Genomic DNA, 20,372 nt, shown 5'->3' with positions numbered 1-20,372 from the left:
GCTAAATTTTTTTATTCCTTGATCGCATCCCAAACCAATTGCAATTGGTTTGAAATGGAAACCTGTCCTTCGTTTTGGTCAAAATACCATCTTAGGTAAGAGAGTACCGCCCCGCCGATAAACATCACGAGCTCCTCGGCCGGGATGTCTTTGATGATCCTGTTTTTTTGCCCGTGCAGGAGCAATTCCATAAAGGGCCGTACCGATCTATTGCCTTCTTCCCTACTCTTTTCCGTAATGATGGGCGAGGCCTGTAATTGAACGATCAGCCCGTAATACAGGGGGTTCTGCATAAAAAAGTCCAAAAAATTCGCGTAGTAGTCCTCAAATTGCGTTTTTACCGGCCGGTTTTCGTCAAAGGGCACAAAAACGGTTTTCTCCTTTTCCTTTATGTACAGGTACAATTCGTTGATCAGTTCGTCCTTGTTTTCAAAATAATTGTAAATGGTGCCCATTCCCGTACCCGCCTCCTTGGCGATGGCCGACATGGGCGTGTTGTGCACGCCGTTGTTTACAAGAAGCCGCAAGGCCGATCGTAGTATGGATTCCCTTTTCTTCACGCTGCAAATATAATCTTTTTGGAACAAACATTCCAAATTCTTTGGTCATATTTTTCGGGAGACATTTAGGAAACGGGGCGTCGCCTACCGCCCCCTATCGCGAAAGCGGGTCCGGCCGGCCCTTATCGCCTTTTGGGTCATTCATTTTCCGTGATGGAAGTTATGCACATAACGGTATCATCGATGTTAATGGGCGGGGTCGCCAATTTGTACAGAATGACCCCGTCCTTCGGGGCCCTGTACTCTTCCAATACCTTTCCGAACTCATCGGTGGTGTAACCGACCACGGCATCCTTTTCAACCTGGTCCCCGGCTTTGTACCCACTGTAAAAAATACCTTGTACGCTCGAGTTGATATAGGTTTGGTCGGTACCATGGATTATCCTTTCATGGGGGCCACTGCCGTTGTCGTACATATTCATTTCCGCGAGCATATTGTGGATTCCCTTTAAGATGAGCTCCACATTGTCGTCCTGTACATTGCCCAATTTGCCACATTCGATGCTCAGGGCCGTTTTTCCATCTTGTACGGCTTGCTTAAAGGCGTACTTTGCCGGGTCGGTATCGGATAGCGTATACGGATAGGAGACCACAAGTTCGAATCCGCTGTTTTCCGAAAGTTTCTTGGCCAAGGCCGTTTGCTCGGGTCGCTGTTCGTTGTTGTAAAAGCATACGAAGGGAATGAGGTCTTCGCAGGCATCGCCCCCGTGTACATCGAGAAGAACATCGCTTACGGGTATAATGTTCGTGCTTATGTAATGGGCTATTTGTTCCGTAATGCTGCCATCGACTTTTCCGGGGAAGGCATTGTTCAGGTTCTTTTGGTCCTGTGGGTTGACAAAGGGGGTTCGGGTAAAAAAGGAAGCCGTGTTGGCCACCGGAACAATGACCAAGGTTCCCCTGAGCTCCTCCATATCGATTTCTTCCATCAGCCTTTGCGCCGCCACGATCGGAGGGTATTCAAAACCGTGCACCCCGGCAAGGACAGTGAATACGGGACCTTCGTTCTTGCCCTTGATGATGGATATGGGCAAGTAGCCGGTATTTCCCCCATCGTCGTTGAAATAAATCCGAATGTTCTCTTTATGGGGCCTTTCATTGGCCTTATAGACACTTTCAAAGCTATTTTGCGAGGCCGCTAGGTTTACCGAGAAAACGAATACGACGAATAATACGATTTTGGACATGGCAATATGGGTTTGACCAAAGGTTAATAAACGGACACAGCGGGCAAATAGGAACCGACCACCTCTGCGACCAATGCCTTTGCCCCCCTTCATTCGAACAAAGGACAAATTTATTTGTTTTTAGGCTTCGGCCCATAGGTTTTTTGGCCCTTTAAAGGCCGTGCACTTCGCGGCACAATGGGGCCGACCTTACCGGGGCGGGTCGGGGCGGGTCCCCTCGGGCGGGAGGCAACGGGCACCATACGTGTTAGCCATGGGGAGGGGCCTTGGGTAGGATTATCGAAACTTTAGTCCCTTTTCCCCGGACACTTTCTATGGACAAGCTTCCGTTGTTCTTTTTAAGGTAATCGATACAGGCCTTTAACCCAAAGCCCGTTCCCTTTTCATTGGAGGTACCCAATTGGGTAAAGAGCTTTTCCCCTTCGAAAATGATATCTATTTCTTCTTTTGAAAGCCCTACGCCCGAATCTTTGATTATGGTATGTACCTCATCCCCCACGACCTTTAAGCAAATGTTTATTTTGCCCTTTACCGGGGTAAATTTGATGGCATTGTGCAACACATTTCGAACAATAAAGGCATAGTCCTGTTGATCGGCATAAATCGTACTGTCCAGATCGCCAATGGTAAAATCGATTTGTTTTTCGAGTAACATCCCTTCGAACAGCCCACCGATCTGGGCCAGGGTATCATTGCATTTGAACAGGGTGCGATTTGCGGGTTTATCTTGAATTTGATCTTGCGACCACTGTAACAAATCGCTTAAAAAGATATCGAGGTTGGCGATATGCTTCGACAAGCGTCCCAAATATTCCTTTTCCGTTTCCCTATCAAAATCATTGAAGGCCATAGCGTGGACCAACCCCTGCAAGGTGGCCATGGGACTACGTATGTCGTGCGATATCAATGAAAACAGTTTTTTGTTGATGATGTCCAGCTTGGCCAGTTCCTGCTTCTGCTTTTTAATTCTTCTGGTATAACCTATCATCACACGCGAAATGGGAAGGGAAATTACAATGGGAAAAACGGCCGAAAGTACCAAGCCCAAACCGAATTTATAAAAGTGGAATATTCCGTGGGCTATTACATAGAGTAGGGTGGCAACGAGTACGGACACAATGACCACCCTATAGGGTTTACTAAAAAAACGCTCTAGTTTTTCAATAGGTATTGACATTCCGGCTTCGATTTATTGTTAACGGACACTTCCCCCGAATGCGTGCACGAACGACATCTCCCAGGCCATCACATACATGCATTGTTTGTATAAAACGCCAGAAAAGGGACAATATTGGACGAGGGGCCTATCCCCACGTATTTTATCGCCCCAAACAAGAAAGCGGCGTAAACGAACCGGTATTTTGCAATATCCCCTACGGCCTTCTTTAAAATACCCCTTGCGCCGGTCCCGCAACCGACGTGGACTTCCCTTACAGTTCGGCCACCAATTTTCTGGCCACCACGGTGTCGTATATAATTTTTAGTTTGGCGATCTTGTTTTGATCATCAAACCCAATAATGTCGACCACGTCAAATTCCACGATCTTGTTGCTCTTTAGGGTCCATTTGTACCTAAAATAGAGCGCTATGTCTTCCGAATCGCCTTCCTCAAAGATTCCCAGGAGGGAAAGCTCCGAATTCGCGGTATCGCTATTCAATTCCAGGTAAAACTCGTCGGCCCTTTTTATACCATATAAGGGAGAATCGACCATTCCGTCTGCATTGAACAGAGCCAATACTTCTTCGACATTTCCATTTCCCAAATGAGTGATGTAGGCCTTCGCCACTTCCCTTTTGTCCATATTCCTTACTTTTTTGGTCAAACCTAGAAACGGACCGTGCGCTTGGCCGCTTTTCGGTACCGTCAAAATTACGACATTTACTCCAGCTACCCGCCCTGCCGGGTTGTATCGAAAGGCGGCGGATGGGATTCCTTTATGTTTTCAACTAAACTTGCAAGAAATCCAAGATACGATTTTTCGAAAAAAAGCCGTTTCGCAGGGACCATTTGCAAGACCGTGGAGGTATGGAGTAAGGGGGGACGGTTTTAGGGGAACACCCCCACTCGCCCATAATTTCCGGTACTTTTTCATATAGCCACGCCCCCGGGCCTATGCACGAGGCCCATTGGTAATGAAAGATGGGCCGACATGACCGGAGAAGGCACAGTACACCTATTTATTTGGCCTATTCGAAGGAAGTGGGGCCGGTAAACTACTTTCCGACCTTTTAATGACTGCCTGAATGGTAACGAAGGTTTTTTTTACACCATATCAGAAACATCGGCTGGCCATCGTTTACCTCTGTTATTCCCAAAAGACCATGTTGCCCAAATTCCGATAGTACCGATGCCCTGTCGTAATAGTATATTTGGGCTCCTTTATGAAACTCGTATCGGTCTTTACCAACGGGTTTTCCCTTACCAAAATTCGGGGCTTCCTTTGTAATGGCGGTAAAAACCATGAGTCCATTGTCCGTCAATTGGTCGTAGCAATCTTGGATCAATTTTTTTCTTTCGCCCTCGCCCAACAAGTGAATCAGGGCATAGCAGAAAATGCCATCGTATACTTTGTCGTCAAAAGGCATATCTGTAACCGAGCCATGGTAAAGGGTTATTTGGCTTCCGTATGTTTCCCTTGTCAGTTCAATAGCCGTTTTGGATATTTCTATTCCGGTAACCCTTATCCCGTTCCCTATAAACGGTTCGGCATTTCGACCATAGCCTATTCCGGGAATGAGTACGTTTTTGAGATTGTTTTCAACAAATAGGTCCTTTGCCCATACCGCTGAACCTGCGGGTTTCGAGCCCCACATCTTTCGTTTGTCCCTAAAAGCATCTTCCCAAAATTCAGCCATATCAATTACCTATTTTACCTTCCAAGATTTCGCATATTATCCCATTTGCCTTTAATTGTCGCAAAATGGAATGTTCGCAGGGGGTATGGGGCATTAAAATCATCCAGGTCAAAAATGTAGCTGTACATCCCGATGGTCTTTTTCAATGATGAAGAACCTTGTTCGCTTCCTTTTCCAATGGTAGGCCGGTTTATAAATACTTCCATGGTCTTAAAAAGATTCCTCCGTCAGTTCCTTGTTGAGCAGGGCCCCTGTGACGTTTCCACCGTAAACCGCCGTGGCAACCGAACGGAACATGGAACTGCCGTCGCCACAGGCAAAAATGCCCTCTTGGGTCGTTTTGTACATAGGGTCTACCTCGATATACCCGCCTTCGGTAATGTTACAGCCCAATTCTTGGGGAATACCCGTGTTCTGTTCAAAGGGGATGGGGGCATAGGCCGCGTCGTACCCCTCTTGGCTGCCATCTTTAAAAACCAGGGTTTTCAACTGCCCGTCCACGTGCTTGATTTCCGCGATTTCCTTCTCGAGGATCCTAATCCGGTTTCGGTGCAGCCGGGACATTTGACCTTCACTGAAATCGGGTTTTCCTGCGGTTATTACAGTGATGTCATCGGTCAGGTTTCGGACCAATGGCGCCAGGTGAAAGGCCTTTTCCCCATTGGCCAAAATAGCGGTTTTCTTCTTTCTTATCTCATATCCGTGGCAATAGGGACAATGTACTACCGAAATTCCCCAGCATTCGGAAAAGCCCTTGATATTGGGTATTAGGTCTTTGATTCCCGTTGCAAAAACCAATTTTTTCGCCGAGAAGACAGCTTGCTTCGAGGTGGTGATTTCGAATCCGGTAGAAGTCCTCTTTCCAGAAATGGCGTGTCCGTCATAAAATTTTACCCGGTCATATCGTGAAACCTGTTTTTTTGCCCGTTCCAATAGCTCTTGTGGAGTGCTTCCGTCTTGGGTCAGAAAATTATGGGAATGGGGGGTTTGGCGATTGCAGGGTTTACCGGCATCGATGACCAGGGTTTTTCTCAGGGACCGCCCCAAGCTCAAGGCTGCCGAGAGTCCGGCATAGCTCCCTCCAATGATGATGACCTCAAATTCTTTATTGCCCATGGCTACCCCTATTTTGCGGAAGCCGGCCAAAGCGGAAAGGTCGGGGCCCACGCCCCTGCCTCATGCCCCTCCCCTATTGCAGGTTCCTATTTGGGCAAAGGTAGCTAAAAATCCTTTTATTGCAACCAAGTTGCAATAAAAAAACAGGGACAGGCATCCCCTTTAAAAAGGCCCCTTGCTACCCGGACCTCTTGCCGTGCCCTACCCGCCCCGGAATCGATATTGTGCCGAAAGCCTAAATTCAAAAAAAACTCGGCCCCAGGGATCCAAACCGGTCGCAACCGCCATCTTGTAGCGGTTCTGCCTACCGCATCAAACTGCCGACTAGGGTAAAAAGAAAATAGGTAGCCCAGAAACTTAAGATGGCCCCCATAAAAATCGGTAGGAAGATTTCCTTCTCGAACCTATTTTCCAAGCAGGCCGAGGCAGGATGGTTCGGATTTACATATACCGTTACGGGCCGGCCTATTACGGAGGCGGACATTTTTTCTAAAGCCATATACTCGGGGAATTCTTTATAGTCCCCATACTTTTTGGGGAACCTTTCCAGAGTCTTGAATTCTTTGTCATAGAGGTAATCGGAGGCCAAGGTTTGGTCTGAGGTAAACACCCTTCCCTTAAAACGATAGGTATATGTTTTTTTAAGTACGAATCTAAAATTTGTACTGATACTCGAATCGTTACTGTAGGTGTTGAATCTAATTTCGGCGGCTATTATTTTTCCGATTACAGGTTGCCATTTTTTGCTCTGAAGCATTTTAAGGGCTCCTATCGTTCCCGTTATCAACAGCCAGTAACCGAAATAGAGGGCCAAGGGCGTAAGTACAAGGATAAACAGGGTGGCGGTGATACTATAATTCCAATGGTCGAAGTTCATTTTTGGGATCGGTCGAGGTTTTATGTTATAGAACCGGTCGTGTTCGGCTTCTTTGCCTGTCGTGATTTAGGGGCCTTCCAACGTTGCCGGAGCATATTTTGGAGTAGATCAAAGTAGTTCCACCCCATACCTCTGGCAGCCAATAAGGACAGGCTATCCTGGTTTTTTCTATGGGGCCTCGATGGTCCGGTCATATTGGGTTTCATGTTCAGGTCGAACAGAAAGTAGCGACCGTTTTCATCGGCCCTGCAATCGATTCTTATGGGGGCTTTAATAGTTAACAATTCCGCCGCTTTTTCGCACTGGCGGCAGGCATCCGTAATTTCTTTGGAACGCCGTTCCCCGTCATCCAACAGGGCACTGTTCTCCACTACGGCCACAACCCCGTTGTAGGGGGCGATCCCATCTTTATGGTTAAACCTTTTTACAGGGGGAAGGCACCAGGGGGCTTCAAAGTGTTGTTTTTCACCCTCTATATAATAAGCTCCCGGAGGCATTACGGTAAGGGTTATTTCCTGTCCGCTTAAAAACTGTTCTATGTATACCGACGAGCCGTATTGCCCACTTGAAAACAGATCTGCCAGTTTGGCGTCCAGTTCGTTTTTGTCCCTGACCAGGGCAACCCCTTGACTTCCCCTACCACGAATGGGTTTTACGACCACGGGAAAATTGAGGTCTTGTTGATCGTAGTCCTTGCCTTGGTCCTGGGTTATTAAAGCGGTTTTGGGAATAAAAATACCGTGCTCCCTCAATAATTTGTTGGTAGTCCATTTATCGTCGTACGTATCTACCTGATGGGGCAATTGCCCTACAAGTTCCATATCGCGATCAAAGAACTTCCCTATAGGGTGCCCTTTGTAAAGTACGGTATTCAACCAAAGTATTTTGGCCCCTTTACGGATCGCATTTTCAATTCCCTCCTCGGTGTCCGGAAAAACCCAGTCCCGATCATTTTCAATGTGGGGCCGGTCTACCGGCGTACACACCTTTACGCCCCTGGAATGCAATTCGAAGGCGATATCGGCACCACTGTCGGAATATCCGCCCGGTTTCATGGGTTTTTGTATGCCGTTCTTTATGGGGGATGGTTGGGCTTGGTACAAAATTGCAATCATGCTGTATGGATTTTTATACTCCTTGTCCAGTTTCGTTCTTTAGGGCCCAAAGCTACTATTTTATATTTTTTTGGCGATCTTTCGCCTTGGCTCCGTATAGTGTTGGCGGGGGCATACCCATGTGTTTGGATGGCCCTTTCGCCGGCCCGACTATCTTGCGGTAATTTGATCCAAGACCAGGGTAAGGTCTTCGCTTAGCTCATAGATCCATATGACAAGGGCAAGGATCATAAAGAACATTCCGGCCGAGATGGCGTAATACACATAATAGTTGTGTCCCACAATCAGACAGGATTTGGTGGGTTTTTTAGGATGATGGAATATATAGACCTGGCTTCCCTCCTTTAACTTGTCCGATATGGCTTTTATCTCTTTTTTATTGGGAGACCAGAACTCAAAATAAGGGAAAAGTTTTTTACCGATAATTTCATTTTCTTGGCCGTTTGGGCGATAAGCATACTCCAAATCCGGCCTATAACTTATTTCTTTTCGGCCCTCCGAATCTGTCCGGATCCACTCTTTTATTCCAGAATGCGTAACCCTTCCTAGGGTGCGATACCATTTTTTCGAACCCTTATCAAGTATATAGGAGCTTACCCCAAAAAAGAAAACCGTGAAGCCGATAAAAAATGTGATGGTCATGACAGCGTTTTTATTTGGTCCGCTAGATAATTGGCCGGATGTTTTTTACCTATATATATCCAATAGCCCAGAAGCAAAGGGAAAATGAACAGGGCAATGCCGGCTCCAATATCCTTTAGGTCAAGGTCGTATTTAAGAAGGGACGATTGTTTCGGATTTTCCGGATTAACGTAAACAGCTACCGTATTCATCTCTTTTAATTTACCGTACAGCTCTGTATGAAATTTACTATCGTATTCTTTTTTGGTATTAAGGCCTATTTGCGTATTGCTGTAATGTTTACCCTTATACTCGTAAGCATATTTGATTTTACATTCCTGGATGGGGAAGACCATCGACGCTTCTTTGGGCATATCGGGATTGGGACGGTTATCGAGTTCGACCAACTCGATATTTGCGACTCGCTTTTCCCACAGAAACCTATTGTTTTCCAATATCCGTTGCAGCGGTTTATAGAAAGAATAGCAACTGAGAACTACCTGCAGTACCAAAAAAAGAAAAAGTATGGTCAACGTTAAAAAATATAAGGCCTTGATCAGATGTTTCATTGGTTATATACTCCTTTAAATCGCGGATGGTCATTGGGGCCGGTCGGGTCGATTTCAGTTCAAGTGGTATTCGTTGATCGTATTTTCCGTTTTTTTGTTTGCCATCGGTACCAAAATACATATTTGGGACTTGGTGGCATCTTTGCCCATCCGGCCTTTTTCACCCCGTGGGGCCTTGGCCCTTACGACCAACTTTTATAGGCCCAATCTTTTTGGGTCAAAAAGGCATGCTCAGGGCAATCGTAAATTTCCTGTACGTTGAAGATCTTGTTTTCTTCCTCCCCTTTTTGCCATAGCAGCATTAGCTCACCTTTATTGGAAACATGCCGGGCTTCGCATTTTAAGTTCCTAAAGCAATGGAGTCCCCCGAACATTCCGTTGCCTATGGGATGATAGTTGCTATAGCGACAGCTTAAACAACTTTTTATTCGGCATTTTTGAGGTAATAGTTGTTGAATTTCAATAAGGGCATCTTCGAACCATTCGTGTTTTTTGCTGTTCAGAAATTTTCCAAACGCAGTGGTCAGTTCCAAAGACACAAGGGTTTCTTTTTCCCTGCCCGTACGTATATGTGCCGTTATTTCCCCTGAATCTGCAATAGTGCCGGAATTGATTTTAATGGGGAATTGTACGTCCATTTCAAAGTTGGTCAGATACCCCGTACCGTCCTGATATTTTTCATATTCAAATTGGGTATGGTCCATTTTTCCGGACAACATTTCAAAATCGATTCCCTTGAATTCAATGGCCCTTAGCGTGAGGCACATGGTACTTCCATCCGATAAAATCGTGGTGCTTTCCTCCCCAAATCGGTCTTTATATGTTACGGGGTATGTTCTCATGTAAGACATGGTTCTCTAAAACAACTATAGCTTTCTGTTGGCTTTATGTGGCATTGCAAAGGCCTTGTTGGTTCCGGCCACTTCTTACTGGGTCATTTGAAAGACGATATCTTGATATACCTGTGCATTTCCCTTTTTTAGGTATTTTGTTTCCATAGCGCCGCCCAAGGCCAAAACGGGAGCGAAGGTAAATACTTCATGCTTGCCCAGACTACCCAGTTCCGCAATCGCTTTTTTAAACAACGATTCCCTTAACCATTCTTCCCTATTTTCATCGTTGGTCATAAAGTCGGTAAAGAAGGACTCAAGGCTCCATACCAAGGTCTCTATTTTTCGGTATTGGATATCGATCATACAGACATCTTCATCGGTTTCCGTCAGTTTTCTATAATAGAACAATTCGCCAAAACCACTGATCGCAAACGGGACATAATTTTCCACTTCCTTCCCCAACCAGGTCCATAACGAAGCCTCAAAATCCTTGGGATTCACCAAGGTGATCAATCCGTCGTCATATTTTTCAAAACCCTTCGATTTCCATAGATCTATCAAATAAGGCGACACTTTGTTCTTGTATTCCTCGATGATATCGTCGGGTACGGGAACGGTACTAGTTTTGGGTTCTCCCGTTTCGTTGTTGTTTTCGGTGTTTTTATGGAATAATTTTTTAAAAAAGCTCATTTAGGGCTCGGTTTTGGGTAAAGCCTTGTCTTGGCGGCATGTTGTCTTATTTAAATGTTCCAGGGGCGGTTTTATTGTCCTTGGGGTCCAAATTATCCGATACGGTGGTATGTTTCATTAGGCTATTTACCAGATGGTCGGCTTTTCTGGTGGTTTCGGGCAACCTGTATTTAGGACAAAGTTCCAAGACCAAGGATGTGGCGAATTCCAAATCTACCTTGTGCCCAATGCTTACAAAAACCGGTTTGGTGTCCTTTTAGGTTCTAAGAACATTGCCGACTATCTTTTCTTCGGAATATAAGGGAACGGCGGAACCTCTTCGGGCTTCCAATTCCTCCTTGGCCCAAACGCCGACCAGTCGTTTTTTGGCACACCCAATGGTCGGCACATCCAACTTAACACCCAAATGGGTCGCCATGCCCACACCCTTTGGGTGGGCTATACCATGCCCGTCGCAAACGATGACATCCGGTTTAATTTTCAAATCGTGATAGGCTTGCACGATGGGAGGAACCTCCCGAAACGAAAATAACCCAGGTACATAGGGGAAGGTAATGTCCATCTCGTGGTAAGATTCTTCCACTACCTCCAAGGTGTCTTTTTGCAGCACTACGATCCCACCTATCATTCGCTGTTCCCCTTCATTGTATGCGACATCCACTCCCGCAACGAACCGTATCGCATTGGGCAAACAATTTTCCTTGATTACCTCTTTCCTCAATTCATTTTGTTCGACAAAATAGGGCCATAAACCCTTATCGTTTTCGTATAGATCTTTGTTCATTCTTGATGTTCTTTCGTAAATCGCAAGAGAAGCCTTCGTTCAATTTCAAGGGGTCGGCACTGTCTTTTGAATTGATCGGACTTTAGTGCATACATCCCATATAGATCCGGCTGTTTACGATAAACGCCTTGTCGGAATGTTTTTTTACTTCCAGTAGTTTTTGGTCCGCCTCTTCCTTGTCATCGGTGATGGCCGTCACCAAGGCCATGGTGTTTTCCCCTGCCTTTGGCCCTTCGGTGTAATAGCTCAAATACTCCAGGCTTAAAGTTTCTGAAGGATAACGCCTTATAAAATATTGACCGGCATAAATTTCATCCTCATCGTCTTCGGGCAGGCAAATTCGGTTTTTCTCCTTGTTGAATCCCCTTCCCATGGTATCGATCTTTATTTTTAGCTTCTCGTGCAGGTCGAACATTTTTTGCCTTAGTTCAAAATAGTTTTGCGAAGTGTCAGATACCACAACATAGGCGTTCATGTATTCCCCTTCGGGATTTTCTTGCGCATTTAAGTTTAAGGTCCCTAACAAAAAGAGCCATAAAATGTAAATCTTGTTCATATTGGAATAAGGTATTTGATCGGGTCTTCTTATCCGTTGGTTCGTTTCGGGTACTTTTAGACCATTAATTTAAATTTTATTTTTTTATCGGGTTGAGGAGGCCGGTGTACTCAAGACTTGTTCACGATTTTCAAGATGAGAAGCACCACTTGGGCGATTACGCACAGCGGAAGCAGGATCATATAGAGCCATAATACGGCCCCGGGACCGTTCTCGTCCCACATGTTGCCCCCTTTTGGGGTATTAAAATAGGCGTAGGCAATGGGGAGCAGGTATACAATGGCATTAAGGATCAAAAGGCCGTTGAGAATCAGCTTTCTTTGGGGGTTGGAATCAGTAACAAACAGCAGGCCAATACTGGAAATCGGCAGGATCAGAAATAGAAATAGTGCAATCATATTCTTCATTGTAATGCAAGCTTAGGTCTTCTACGATAAGAACGATGGTTAGGCCAAAATTGTTTTAAGACGGTTCGCTATAAGTTGATCTGGCAATCGATTTTTATCGAATTCCCCTTGTCGTCATCGGTGACCAAGGCCACTTTATATTTATGGGGTCCTATTTTATCGGCTATGGTTACGGATTCTACCTTTAAGGGCTCCCCGATATTCGGAATTCGGGTTGCCCCGTAGGAATTTAGAACCCTATTGTTGGAGATGGGGATGGTACCGATAAAACTGCCCCATACCTCCCCGTCGTCATAGGCGTTGGCGGTGTTTTCTACCGAAGCGGTAAAAAGGATCATCGAGGTGTCCTTTACGATGGTAGCCCCCGAAAAGCCCGATTCCCTTCCATTGATCTTTGGCAGGGAAAACTCCGTTAGCACCGGCTTGGGAAAAGGCGCGGACCCCTCTAAATAGGCTAAAAAATCGGTATAAACAAATTCGAAAATGATGTTTTTGCCCCGGTTAAAAAGGTAGATCTTATCATTTTGAAAGGCCACGGCCTCTATGTTAAGGGCTTCGTTTTCCATGGCTTTCAGGGCTCGTAAATTATCGTAGAAAGGGGAAATGTCATAGGTTTTGATGCGAAGGCTGTCTTCTAGGAAGATATGTAAAAAGACATCCCTTTGGGGGGATTTGGAGCCGGACCCAAAAGCGACCAATTCATTTTTGCCGATCACTTCCAAGGACTCAAAATCGGGCTTGTCCGTTTTTGATATCCTACCCTTATTTACCTCTTGGGCGGCATGGATCTGCGTTTTGGAAACGACCTCGTTTTCGGTGTTGATCTGGAACAGGAAGGGCGAGTCGTCGCCAATGGCATAAAAACCGTTTTCCACCGCAACGAGGCCCGAGCCGCTGGGGAAGTCGTTTATGGTCTTACTGTTCAGAACCTCAATGGCCAAGGGGTGGTTTTTACAAGAAGCCATGACGAATACCAAGGCCAATAGTAAAACGGTTCTTTTCATTTCTTATCTGAATTTTCTCCCGCTAAAATACATATTGAAAACAGGAAGGCCTTGCCCGTACCTGTAAAGCTTAGTAGAAAGCGGTTAAGGAGGAGGTTGTTTGGGGAATTAGGGGGGTGTATGGAGTGCTATTGTTGGGCACAGACCTTTCTTTTCAGACGCTATGTTGCAATTCCATTTCTGGCATTTCATCATAGGTTCGACCATTTAATTCTCTGCCGTTTTTCTTTTTGTTTCTTCCGCCCCATTGTTTGAAGAAAAATGCAACATCTGCTTTTTCACATTGCTCTTGTATATCAAGTACCCAATCTGCATCCATTGGTCTTGGATTATGTCCGCTTTCTCCACCAACAATAACCCAATCAATATTGTCAAGATTCATATTTGGAAGTGGTCCGATTAGAGGTTCTAATGATAGGAATTTTACCCTTGCGTTTGTTTCTCTCAGAAAGTCAATTCTATTTTCCACTTTTTGTTCTTCAACTGAAACACCCATCCAAATATTATGAGTCCATTTTAATTCTTGATGAAGTTCTTTTAGTCTTTCGGCTCTTTTGGTCAAAACTTGAAAAAGGTGTTGCGGATTTTCATTCATTACCTTAAAAACCTTTTGTATAAATTCAAGGGGGATTTTTTCGTGAAATAAATCACTCATTGAGTTTACGAAAACAACTTTTGATTTCTTCCAAGTGTATGGCGTTTTCAAGGCCTCTTCGTGAGTTTTAACCTCAAAATTATCTTTGTACTTTTCAACACCCATTGCTTGCAGTCTTTTAGACATTATTTCTGCATAGCAAAATTTACAGCCTTGAGAAACTTTGGTGCAACCAGTTGTTGGATTCCAAGTCATTTCCGTCCATTCGATACTTGATTGTGCCATATTTATCCGTTGTATTTTTTTACTATGTCATTAGCAATTTTAACTGCTGTTTTATTGTTCGAAGTTAAGAATAAATGATACATCACTGAATTACTCGAGTTTCTCAACTCATATGGTTTTGAAACATGATCGAATACCTCTTTTAATCTATTCCCATATAACTCTGCTGATTTTTCAATCGCTTTATCTTCTTTTTGAATATGAGTGAATTCTTCAAAAAGAGTTGGACTTTTTGTATAAAATAAATCTGTAATCTCGGTTTTACTTATACCTAAAAATTTCTCAAGTCGTTTTAACCATGCTTCTGAAATCTGTCCATTTTTTTTTAGAAGTCTGTTGACACCTAAACCCGTTGGAACAAGAATCCACATATCAAGATTAAGACCTTTAAGAGCTTCTATTGAACGCCATTCTACTTGCATTCCGCACGGGTCAATATATGCTAAAGTCCTAACTGATTTATTTTCTGGGTTTCTTAAATAATTTGAGAGGTCAATTAGCTTTCTATTACAGTCTTCGTTCACAAGAAATATTTGTTTATTAGGAAACGAGTCTTGTGTGACTTCTTTTAAGGATTCTATGTTCTCTTCATCCTTTTCTACGAAGTAGTATCTATCGAAAGGTCTAGGATTATCAATTTCTACGATTCTTTTCGCTGCACCAACAGTAATGTCAATATCTACTTTATTATCTTTGATAATCGAACCTGAACCTGCGAATCCATCAAAATATAATAATTTAAAAAAGTCTTTACCTTTCATTATTTGCAAATATGCTTTCGCATAGTCGACAAGAATCTCAATCTTGGTTTTTGTCCAATTTCCGCCAAATTCATTCATGACCCAGTTTTTTTCATATTGCAGTTAACAACTATATATGTGTACAATTGCACATATAATTTGGGTATAAAAGCCATAGCTAGCGCTAGCCAAACCCATACGAATATAAAAATTCTTACAATTTTGTTCTTACAGAAAAGCGTAATCCTTTTAAAATGAAGTGGTTTTGTACTCCGTACAAGAGGGGCTGTAACTGGTGTTGTTAAACATCCCCCGCCCTTCGGGCACCCCCTTCAAAGCGCCGCACTGAGCTTGTTGAAGCGGGGGACTTGCAGGGCGTTGAAGTGGGGAGTTGCAGGGTGTTGTTTTGATGATTGCGGGGCGTGCAAGGGTTACTTGTGTTGGCGGAAGTTTTTATATCCACCTTCTTACTTTTTCCTTGTACTTTTTGTATTCATTCCCAAAAGTATGTTCCATAATTCGCTCTTCGAATGGAATATAGTAACTGTTGGTTACTATTATAAAAAGTAAGCACCCAACCATTGGAAGAATTGTACCTAAAAGAATCCAAACTCCAAATAAACTTAGAGCGAAACCAAGATAAATGGGGTTTCTACTTAATTTAAAAAGTCCATGGGTTACAAGTTTCCTGGGATTTTTGAATGTATGTATTTCTGTGCCGATTTTTTCAAATCCCTTTCTGACAATAACCGTCATTACGATTCCAAATAGCAATAATACCACTCCAAAATAATTATATGGTTTTGGAATAATTTCCTTAATAATTATGAGCTTCCTAATGGCAACCATAATTATAATGCAGAATAAGAAAAGAAATGGCGGGAGTATCTTTTTCATACCTTAATTTTATTGTTTTAACAAAGGTATTTGACCGTAACCCCATTTGCATTAACATAGGTTTATGCCTTCATTTTCCTTCTTATTCTGCTTAAAGCTATGGGGGTTATCCCTAAATAGGATGCGATCATATGTTGCTTAACCCTGTTTTCTAATGTTGGGTATTCTTTTAAATAGATTCTATATCTATTTTCTGCATCTAGCAACAAAAATTCCCGTTCCCTTTTTTCCTTGGTTGCATATCCTTTTTCCAACAATTTTACTAGTAACAAATTCCATTTTGGGTTTTGTTCTTTGAGTTTTTGCCAATTGTTATATGACATGATCAAAACTTTCGAATCTTCAATAGCTTCGATGAAAAAATAGGAAGGTGATTTAGAAATCATTGCAGAATATGAACTTATAAAGCTATTTTCCGGCATAAAGACTTTTGTATATTCCTTCCCTTCTTTGGAAATATAAACGTACCGGAATAACCCCCTTATTACGAATCCAAATTCAGTTGGAGTATGACCAGCTCTAATAAAATGAGATTTCGGCTTAAAGGTCTTAATATTCGATATTTCGGTAAATTTAGAAATTTCCGATTCCGTCAAATCGGTTAGTTGTTTTATCGAATTTGTAATTTCTGTTACCATTTTCAAAATTACCGCCCCCGGTCAGTATAAGAATGGTAGCCGACTGCGTGGCACTTACCTTTCAAGTTACAAGAAAGTTGAAGCGGGCTACAACCCTTGAATTTACTACTATTTAGGCTATTATTTTAATACATTATTACCATGGGTTAATGCCATCATTTGGCTAAATAGTTATTTGGATAACGGATATGTATCCTTTTTTTATAAGTCAGGCTACGCCAAATCCATTCCAAGGGGCCAAATTTGAAATGCCTTAACCAGATATGGCTAAGAATAATTTGCGATACCAAAATAAGAATAGCAATACCTGATGTATGCAATAAACCGATTTTACCAATTAAGTTAAATCCAAAATTGTAAAATATAATAATCATGATCAAAGTCTGAAACAGGTAATTGCTCAGGGCCATTCTCCCCACAGGAATCAAATATCCAAATGCTCTTCTACCTATCGAAGTTTGAACGATTTTAGATATGGAAGTTATATAGAAAATGCACATAAATATTTGGCCAGCCAATACTAAGAACTTATAAAGAATATTTAATGGAGTTGGTGGGAACATATAGGAACTTCCACCAATTATTTTAGCTGAAAAAGTAGCCAAAAGACCTACGGTTAAACTGGTTATTAACAATAATGTTGATTTTGATTTTTTTGTAAAAAATTCAATTGAAGCGAAATAGTAACCAAGAAGAAAAATTCCAAGGAATTTAAAATACCCCCCTGATGGGATATAACCTAAGTATTTCCAGACAAGATGATGAATGTTTAAAATGAACAGGTCTGCAATTGAACCATTCTGGAATGTACGTATAACTGCTTCAACGGTCATATCCGGATATTGAACATGGGCCAGGGCAGCCGTTTTTTCAGGACTAGCAGAACTTAAAGCCTCGGAAAATGGCAAGAGACATAAATCGATTAAAAGGGGAAATAGCAGGAAAAACAACGACCAGAGAATAAGATTTTTTGACTTGACATTCCGGAATAAAATGAGGATAAAACCAAATATCGAATAGGCAAGTAAAATGTCTCCAAACCAAATTAAACTGTGCAAAAATCCTATCAACAACAGAAAAAATAGTCTTCTTCGATATGTTTTTAAAAAATTAATGGAATCTTCTTTGTTCTTTTCATATTGAATATAGAACCCAACGGCAAAAAGAAGTGAGAAGAGGGTGTAAAACTTTCCTGTGACTATGACATCTAAAAACGAATATAATTTTTCATCCAATTGAAAATCAGTTATTTGTTCAAGGTCATCAAAGGGCATAAAAACGTATCCGCTAAAAAATCCCATGTTCATGAAAATGATTCCAAGTAAAGCGAAACCCCTGAGGATGTCCAGAATTTCAATTCTTTGTTTAGGTTCTATTGGTTGGTTAGATGTCATTAGTTCAATATTTTATTTGAAAGAGAAATGATATTCTTGGCAAAAATTTCGATAACGAGGTTTTGACCTTAATGCATGGTAACGGCCAGACGGCTATGGCGAGCTGCGTGGCAGACCTTGGCAAGAATCGCCATTGGAGGCATATTCGCTATCGCCGGGGATGTCGATGGTACCGACCGCGAAGCGTTCCGTCCGGGTTTTCTTGGATGTAAGATAGCAAATTTATGGGCGAATGTGCAGTCGTACTGTCCGGCCGATGGTCGATGGTAGGAAAAAAAGGTAGGGCGGCGGCCTCGATCGCCCGGTTTTTTACGGGCCGGAGGTATCATCGACCATCGGTCTCGGCTATGAGTAGTTGCTTGGGTTAGCACGAAAATTCATAAGTACAAACCAAGCTGAAAATCCGCCAGGATTTTCAGAAGTAGGCGAGAACAAGCAATTACTTATAGCCAATGTTGGCGGTTCGTTTTTTATTTTTTTGTCACTTTATATACTTTTCCTTCTTTATCATAAGTTGTCCATTCCCCAACTGGTTCTCCCTTATCAAAATGTCCTGAACGTTTTATTGTTCCGTCAATGCGATACCATTCCCAATATCCTTCTGGTTGGTCATTTATAACTTTTCCTTTTGACCAAATTGTTTGTCCGTTTGCGTGATACTTAATGGTATAACCATCAATTACTTCACTTTTTTTTGGTTCGTTCTTATTTTTCATCATTCGGTTATTCTAATTATTTTGGAAGTTTCTTTAAGTAACCCCAACATTATTGGCTGTTCGTTTTTTTATTTCGCTTTTAAAATCCATTCGTTTACAATTGATGTCAAGTCCGTTTTTCCATTCTCAATTTCTGACATATTTTTGAACGTTACAATTGCTCTGTCATTCTCTTTCCACAACAAAAGTTTTGACTTTGATTGAATAATTTTCTCTTTTGGCTGCTCTTGTTTTTTAGCACCTCTGTGAAAAATCAATTGAATTTGCTTTGGTGGCTGAATTTTCATTGTTATTCGGTCATTATCTTCATAACAATAATTCGGTCCGTTCCATTTTACATTTTCCGTTAAGCCATTTATTGCATTTATTATTATATGACGTAAATTTTCAATTTCATCTCACAATGGATGATTCAATCCGTCAAGAAATTCAGAAACTTCTTTATTTAATTTGTCCATTTTTTTGTGTTTAAATGACCGTCAACGGCCAGACGGCTATGGCGAGTTGCGAGGTATGCTTTGCATACCCTGGCAAGGGGTCGCCATTAGACGCACATGCGCTATAGGCGGTGATGTCGATGGTACCGACCGCGAACGGTTCCGTCCGGGTTTTCTTGGATTGAATATAGCAAATTTTATGGGCGAATGTGCAGTCGTACTGTCTGGCCGATGGTCGATGGTAGGAAAAAAAGGTAGGGCGGCGGCCTCGACCGCCCGGTTTTTTACGGGCCGGAGGTATCATCGACCATCGGCTCGGCTAAGAACAGTACGGGAGCAAACTGGCGTTTGCTTTCCGTTCAGCGATTAGCCGAAACCTTTTGTTTTGATTTTATTTTTTTCTTTTAAAATCCCAAAATCCAATTGTTTTGGCGGACTTCATAAAAATACGCAAGCCATTCGTCAAAACCCGTAGCCCGTATTGTTTTTAGGCATTGTTGTACGTTGGCATTTCCGTCCGAGTGTGTTATTTCAATTACCCTTTAGTTTTTCGGCTACTTCATCATAATACTCCTGCGTAACTACTTCAGTCCAAGAAGTTGGTTGTCCACCACCATATAAAGCTAAATATGTTACATCACTAAATTTGGTAGAAGAATGCCAATGTTCAATGTCTTTCTCACATTTAATTACATCGCCTTTTTTCAAAATTACAGGCGCAGTTCCTTTCTCCTGATAATATGCTTCTCCATCTACAATTATTAAGACTTGCGCAGTTCCATGTTTATGCCAGTCCAAGGTCGAGTTAGCTTTAAAAGTTGCTTTTGTAATATTATAACCCAATTCCTCATCATCGTGGATAATAGCATTCAACCAAGCTTCTCCGATATAATGAGTATTTGGTGCTTTTGTTCCTTCCGTTAGATAGGAGGATACCTTGTAATCTGAGTTTTGGGAAAATACAGATACAGAGGTTAAAAGTAATAGGAGGAAAATTGATTTTTTCATTTTCTTGATTTTCATATATTTCTTGTTTGTTCCGATTTTCATGCTTGCGTACAACGTTCTCGGCTATGAGTAGTTGCGTGGTTTAGCACTTAACTTAGCAAGTACACACCAGACTGAAAATCCGCGAGGATTTTCAGAAGTAGGCGAGAACAAGCAATTACTTATAGCATCGATGAAAAAGCAGTAAGTCGAGTATCTTTAAAGTGAACTAAAAATTAAAGATATGGTTACTCAAATTACTGCTGTACCGAAGTTATACATTGGGATCGACATTCACAAGAGAAGTTGGAAAGTGCATTGCGCTACAGATCTGTTTTCAGGCAAGTCATTTTCGATGGATCCGGACCCGGAGCAACTTAAAGATTATGTTGATAAACATTTCGCCGATCATGAAGTCGTTACGGCTTACGAGGCCGGCTGCTGTGGGTATTCGGCGCATCGTTGTTTCGAGTCCTATGGTTGGTCTTCCCTAGTGGTCAATCCTGCC

The 20,372-nt window shown here is 42.5% G+C and carries 24 protein-coding genes and 2 pseudogenes; 2 read left to right on the top strand and 24 right to left on the bottom strand.

Annotated features, from left to right (window positions below; genetic code table 11):
* Window positions 1-11: 11 nt before the first annotated feature.
* The 21 genes and pseudogenes from BUB37_RS19970 to BUB37_RS19855 form a co-directional block, all read right to left on the bottom strand.
* On the bottom strand, window positions 12-560 hold the full coding sequence (locus tag BUB37_RS19970; RefSeq protein ID WP_072995722.1) for a TetR/AcrR family transcriptional regulator: 549 nt from the start codon (window positions 558-560) through the stop codon (window positions 12-14).
* A 137-nt stretch (window positions 561-697) separates the two neighbouring features.
* A complete protein-coding gene (locus BUB37_RS19965) occupies window positions 698-1,747 on the bottom strand; it encodes a succinylglutamate desuccinylase/aspartoacylase family protein (protein WP_072995657.1) in 1,050 nt (349 codons plus the stop codon).
* A 247-nt stretch (window positions 1,748-1,994) separates the two neighbouring features.
* Window positions 1,995-2,924: a sensor histidine kinase gene (locus BUB37_RS19960; protein WP_072995656.1), complete on the bottom strand. Its 930-nt coding sequence runs from the start codon at window positions 2,922-2,924 to the stop codon at window positions 1,995-1,997.
* 253 nt (window positions 2,925-3,177) lie between these two features.
* Window positions 3,178-3,549 (bottom strand): nuclear transport factor 2 family protein, encoded by a 372-nt coding sequence (locus BUB37_RS19955; RefSeq protein WP_072995720.1) that lies wholly within the window; start codon window positions 3,547-3,549, stop codon window positions 3,178-3,180.
* A 427-nt stretch (window positions 3,550-3,976) separates the two neighbouring features.
* Window positions 3,977-4,603 (bottom strand): class I SAM-dependent methyltransferase, encoded by a 627-nt coding sequence (locus BUB37_RS19945; RefSeq protein WP_072995653.1) that lies wholly within the window; start codon window positions 4,601-4,603, stop codon window positions 3,977-3,979.
* 210 nt (window positions 4,604-4,813) lie between these two features.
* On the bottom strand, window positions 4,814-5,719 hold the full coding sequence (locus tag BUB37_RS19935) for an NAD(P)/FAD-dependent oxidoreductase (RefSeq protein WP_072995651.1): 906 nt from the start codon (window positions 5,717-5,719) through the stop codon (window positions 4,814-4,816).
* Window positions 5,720-6,023: 304 nt separating this feature from the next.
* Window positions 6,024-6,596: a DUF3592 domain-containing protein gene (locus tag BUB37_RS19930; RefSeq protein WP_072995649.1), complete on the bottom strand. Its 573-nt coding sequence runs from the start codon at window positions 6,594-6,596 to the stop codon at window positions 6,024-6,026.
* Window positions 6,597-6,616: 20 nt separating this feature from the next.
* Window positions 6,617-7,711, bottom strand: coding sequence for an ATP-grasp domain-containing protein (locus BUB37_RS19925; RefSeq protein WP_072995648.1), 1,095 nt, complete (start codon window positions 7,709-7,711; stop codon window positions 6,617-6,619).
* A 150-nt stretch (window positions 7,712-7,861) separates the two neighbouring features.
* Window positions 7,862-8,353, bottom strand: a complete 492-nt coding sequence (locus tag BUB37_RS19920) for a DUF3592 domain-containing protein (protein ID WP_072995647.1) — start codon at window positions 8,351-8,353, stop codon at window positions 7,862-7,864.
* Window positions 8,350-8,901: a DUF3592 domain-containing protein gene (locus BUB37_RS19915; RefSeq protein WP_072995644.1), complete on the bottom strand. Its 552-nt coding sequence runs from the start codon at window positions 8,899-8,901 to the stop codon at window positions 8,350-8,352. The genes BUB37_RS19920 and BUB37_RS19915 overlap by 4 nt, the downstream gene beginning before the upstream one ends.
* 182 nt (window positions 8,902-9,083) lie before the next feature.
* A complete protein-coding gene (locus BUB37_RS19910) occupies window positions 9,084-9,743 on the bottom strand; it encodes a DUF6304 family protein (protein WP_072995641.1) in 660 nt (219 codons plus the stop codon).
* Between the two features lie 84 nt (window positions 9,744-9,827).
* Window positions 9,828-10,424: a T6SS immunity protein Tdi1 domain-containing protein gene (locus BUB37_RS19905; protein ID WP_072995639.1), complete on the bottom strand. Its 597-nt coding sequence runs from the start codon at window positions 10,422-10,424 to the stop codon at window positions 9,828-9,830.
* 46 nt (window positions 10,425-10,470) lie between these two features.
* A pseudogene (gene nfi, locus BUB37_RS19895) lies at window positions 10,471-11,208 on the bottom strand (deoxyribonuclease V).
* Window positions 11,209-11,290: 82 nt separating this feature from the next.
* A complete protein-coding gene (locus tag BUB37_RS19890) occupies window positions 11,291-11,764 on the bottom strand; it encodes a hypothetical protein (RefSeq protein ID WP_072995633.1) in 474 nt (157 codons plus the stop codon).
* A 110-nt stretch (window positions 11,765-11,874) separates the two neighbouring features.
* Complete coding sequence (locus BUB37_RS19885; protein WP_072995630.1) at window positions 11,875-12,171, bottom strand: hypothetical protein; 297 nt, start codon at window positions 12,169-12,171, stop codon at window positions 11,875-11,877.
* Between the two features lie 68 nt (window positions 12,172-12,239).
* Complete coding sequence (locus tag BUB37_RS19880) at window positions 12,240-13,175, bottom strand: DUF6929 family protein (protein WP_094766813.1); 936 nt, start codon at window positions 13,173-13,175, stop codon at window positions 12,240-12,242.
* A gap of 154 nt (window positions 13,176-13,329) precedes the next feature.
* Complete coding sequence (locus BUB37_RS19875) at window positions 13,330-14,055, bottom strand: DUF5131 family protein (protein ID WP_072995627.1); 726 nt, start codon at window positions 14,053-14,055, stop codon at window positions 13,330-13,332.
* A gap of 2 nt (window positions 14,056-14,057) precedes the next feature.
* Complete coding sequence (tcmP, locus tag BUB37_RS19870) at window positions 14,058-14,894, bottom strand: three-Cys-motif partner protein TcmP (RefSeq protein ID WP_072995626.1); 837 nt, start codon at window positions 14,892-14,894, stop codon at window positions 14,058-14,060.
* A 354-nt stretch (window positions 14,895-15,248) separates the two neighbouring features.
* On the bottom strand, window positions 15,249-15,692 hold the full coding sequence (locus BUB37_RS19865) for a methyltransferase family protein (protein ID WP_072995624.1): 444 nt from the start codon (window positions 15,690-15,692) through the stop codon (window positions 15,249-15,251).
* A gap of 62 nt (window positions 15,693-15,754) precedes the next feature.
* A complete protein-coding gene (locus BUB37_RS19860) occupies window positions 15,755-16,330 on the bottom strand; it encodes a Crp/Fnr family transcriptional regulator (RefSeq protein WP_072995622.1) in 576 nt (191 codons plus the stop codon).
* Window positions 16,331-16,485: 155 nt separating this feature from the next.
* Window positions 16,486-17,724: a DUF418 domain-containing protein gene (locus BUB37_RS19855; RefSeq protein ID WP_072995621.1), complete on the bottom strand. Its 1,239-nt coding sequence runs from the start codon at window positions 17,722-17,724 to the stop codon at window positions 16,486-16,488.
* Between the two features lie 75 nt (window positions 17,725-17,799).
* Between BUB37_RS19855 and BUB37_RS19850 the strand changes: the two genes are divergently transcribed.
* On the top strand, window positions 17,800-17,994 hold the full coding sequence (locus tag BUB37_RS19850; RefSeq protein WP_072995619.1) for a hypothetical protein: 195 nt from the start codon (window positions 17,800-17,802) through the stop codon (window positions 17,992-17,994).
* A 200-nt stretch (window positions 17,995-18,194) separates the two neighbouring features.
* Here BUB37_RS19850 and BUB37_RS19845 read toward each other — a convergent pair whose 3' ends face one another.
* The 3 genes from BUB37_RS19845 to BUB37_RS19830 form a co-directional block, all read right to left on the bottom strand.
* Window positions 18,195-18,443 carry a toxin-antitoxin system YwqK family antitoxin gene (locus BUB37_RS19845; RefSeq protein ID WP_072995616.1) on the bottom strand — a complete coding sequence of 83 codons (249 nt, stop codon included), beginning with the start codon at window positions 18,441-18,443 and terminating at the stop codon, window positions 18,195-18,197.
* A gap of 65 nt (window positions 18,444-18,508) precedes the next feature.
* The gene (locus BUB37_RS19840; protein WP_212635336.1) at window positions 18,509-18,832 is read right to left on the bottom strand and encodes a DUF1801 domain-containing protein; all 324 of its coding nucleotides are present in this window, start codon (window positions 18,830-18,832) and stop codon (window positions 18,509-18,511) included.
* Between the two features lie 576 nt (window positions 18,833-19,408).
* A complete protein-coding gene (locus BUB37_RS19830) occupies window positions 19,409-19,885 on the bottom strand; it encodes a cupin domain-containing protein (RefSeq protein WP_034669023.1) in 477 nt (158 codons plus the stop codon).
* 223 nt (window positions 19,886-20,108) lie between these two features.
* On the opposite strand from BUB37_RS19830, the pseudogene BUB37_RS21825 reads away from it, so the two are divergent.
* A pseudogene (locus BUB37_RS21825) lies at window positions 20,109-20,372 on the top strand (IS110 family transposase); the annotation flags it as partial.

The organism is Pseudozobellia thermophila, from assembly GCF_900141855.1.
In the GTDB taxonomy this organism is placed as follows: domain Bacteria; phylum Bacteroidota; class Bacteroidia; order Flavobacteriales; family Flavobacteriaceae; genus Pseudozobellia; species Pseudozobellia thermophila.
This window is presented reverse-complemented; position numbering and strand designations above follow the sequence as displayed.